We start from the raw sequence: 3,012 nt of genomic DNA, 5'->3' as shown, positions 1-3,012 counted from the left end.
AGTTAGGAGTAAGAATTGTCCCTGAATTTTTCTGCCCAACTATGAGCCTAAAATACGCTCCTTTTTGAGCGTGAAGAGCTGAAAACCAGGTACTTTTTTCGACCCCAAAAAGGCTAAAATCTTTATCTGTCAATGCTTTTAGATTTAATCAGCAAGCCCTAATTAAGAATTTAAAGTATGCCTGATATCAAGTCTAATTGAATAACCTCTATAAAGCTTGCTTCTTCAAATATAAATAGAGTTGTCGCTAAATAAAGGGAAAAAATCACTCTAACCTAGACAGAGCAATAATTCCCAGCATTTTTGCCATCCAATAGCTACAATCCTTACAGAACAAGGTTTTTGGGGAATTTTTAAGTTATAAAGCGACAAGTCTAATATATAGATACCTTATATACAACGTCTTTACGTCATAGTTAATGAATGTGACTCTATGGGGACTTACACATTTCCCAGTTATCAATGCTATATATAGTGTGTTACTATAGTTTTTGTTTACTACATACAGTATTTTTGCGTAAGTTATATTAATATTAATCTTAATCTTAATTCTTGTCTTGTTTTCTATTCACTTAAAACTCCAAAACTCTCTACCTTATTTAAGTAGAAAATTGCTGTAAAAGAGTTGAGGCAGCAACAAATAGACAATAAAATTTGTTAAAAATCCACAAAAAGTGTTATTATAGAAGTTTTTCAGAATATTGTAGACGTGACTGCAAAAGTTGAGTTAGGGTTTCAATTAACTATGACAACACAAGTATTGCCGAAAGTAAATAGTCTTGGAGACTGGGCATCCTTAGCTTTTGAAAAGCATTTTCAGAAAACCCTCAGACACGAACCAGAGGTACTCAAAGATCAAGACCCAGAGGAACTACATCAAATGCGTGTGGGTATGCGTCGCTTGCGCTCTGCTGCTCAAGGTTTTAGGCCAGTTGTCACTTTGCCAAAAGCAGCTCAAGATCAAAAAATTGGTAAAATTGCTCGTTGTTTAGGGGGTTTAAGAGATTTAGATGTTCTTTTAGAAGCGCTTCAAAATCGCTATCAACCAAATTTACCTCCTCAAGAACAGGCAGAGTTAGAGAAGGTTATGCAGCAATTACGAAAACAACGTCGTCAAGCTTTTAAAAAAGTACGAGGAATACTTGGAAATAAGAATTATCTAATGTTGAAGCAGAAATTACAGGAATGGTTGGATAAGCCAATTTATACAGATATTTCTCGCCTGCCTATTCAAGAGGTATTACCAGATTTATTATTACCTGAAGTTAGTCAATTACTGCTTCATCCTGGCTGGTTGGTTGGTATTGAAACAGAGGATTTAGAAACAAGTGATAATCAGGATTTTTTACTACAAAGAACTAATTCCAAGCATCAAGTTGTCAAAATAAATAATGATGTTTCTTTTATAAGTATTAGCGATAAAGATGAGGAAAATCTACATAGTCTGCGTAAAGAAGTAAAGCGGGTTCGTTACCAGATGAGCTTGTTTACTGAATTTTATGGTCAGACTTATGAAGCTTATTTAAAAGATATGAAAGAAATTCAGGAATATCTGGGTGATATTCAAGATGGTGCTGTTTTAAGAGAATTTCTGGAAAATGTTTTGCAATCTAAAATTGACAAAGTTCTTCCTACCTTAGAGAAGCAACTCCAACAAAATTGGCATCAAGCATGGCGAAAATGGCAGGTTTTGCAAAGACGATATCTTAATATTCAAGTTAGACAAAATTTCCGCTCTGAATTATTGCGACCTGCGATATAAATTCTGGTATATTAGACTTCTTGTAGAGGTAAAATAAAAAACAAAAAAAGAAGTGAATATTTAATTTTTACTTTTGCAAGAAGTTTATTTATCCAAAATTGGTAGTAGGTAAAGATTGAGTAAAAAGCAGAAAAGAAAATATGTATAGCAGTCGAAGCAAAGATTAGGACATATTAAAAGCTTAAAACTCAGACAATGAAAGATTTTTCGCTCTTTCGGTCCTCTCCTAGATAACTAAGCCCCTTCTTCCTTCTGCTATAAAGAAGATTTATCTCATCTAAAAAAAAATGATGCTTGTTTATCCTGCCTTACTGAGTGGGATTGAATGATGATCAAAAAAGTTTAACCTATTACTAATCTTTTAATTACCTAACCTTTACTTTGTGAGGATAGTCTGAGTACTATGTATATAAAACCAGTATATGTAAACTGGAATGTATAAATATGGCTCAAAGTTCTAGAGCAACTATAGAAACTAATAATTACAATACAAGTTCTGAACGTCATCTACACTTTTTTAATAAAGGAGAAACAATACCTCTAATGTCGCAAGGTGTCTGGCAAATTTGTCAAGGTTTAGTGCGACTCAGTACTCTTTATCCAATAGGCGAAGAAGGTCTACTCGGATGGGGTGGACCTTCTATGTGCTTTGGTAGTTGTTTTTCCCACTTGCAGACTTATCGGGCAAATGCTTTGTCAGATGTTTGTCTAATGTGGTACACAATGATCGAGATAGAGGCTTCCCCAAAATTAGCCCAAGAATTGTTACCTCAATTAGGAAGACGATTTCGGCAAACAGAGGCCTTGTTAGCGATTGTTGGACAAAGACGAGTAGAAGACCGTCTCCATCAGTTATTATTATTGTTGAAGCAAGAATTTGGCCAGCCAGTGACTGATGGTACTCGGTTGAGTATTCGCTTGACTCATCAAGATATTGCTGGTGCAATTTGTACAACGCGAGTAACTGTCACGAGAATTTTGGGAAAATTACAACAGCAAGGATGGCTCAGTAAAGATAAAGATCGTCATCTGATATTAAAAAATGAAGCTTTTGCATACTCATCAGATTTATTTGGATTTGTCAGTAACAATAATAACTAAACTTAGTCTAATAAATTATAGCGCTACGCGCTAGGGAATAGGGAATAGGGAACAGGGAACAGAGAATAGCAAAATGTAAAAGGGTTTTAGGATTAAAAAATGTCCTAAGCAGTTCTTGTAGTTCTATATTAGGAACCTCCACAAATCAA

Annotated in this window: 2 protein-coding genes; both read left to right on the top strand. The window is 34.7% G+C overall.

The window, feature by feature from the left end:
• Window positions 1–745 precede the first annotated feature (745 nt).
• Complete coding sequence (locus tag F6K13_RS25990) at window positions 746–1,762, top strand: CHAD domain-containing protein (protein ID WP_124147076.1); 1,017 nt, start codon at window positions 746–748, stop codon at window positions 1,760–1,762.
• A gap of 444 nt (window positions 1,763–2,206) precedes the next feature.
• On the top strand, window positions 2,207–2,863 hold the full coding sequence (locus F6K13_RS25985; RefSeq protein WP_124154660.1) for a Crp/Fnr family transcriptional regulator: 657 nt from the start codon (window positions 2,207–2,209) through the stop codon (window positions 2,861–2,863).
• The last annotated feature ends 149 nt before the right edge of the window (window positions 2,864–3,012 follow it).

Origin of the sequence: Okeania sp. SIO2B9 (assembly GCF_010672505.1) — a bacterium.
Lineage (GTDB): Bacteria > Cyanobacteriota > Cyanobacteriia > Cyanobacteriales > Microcoleaceae > Okeania > Okeania hirsuta.
The sequence above is the reverse complement of the archived record's forward strand: the minus strand, read 5'-3'. Positions and strand labels throughout refer to the sequence as shown.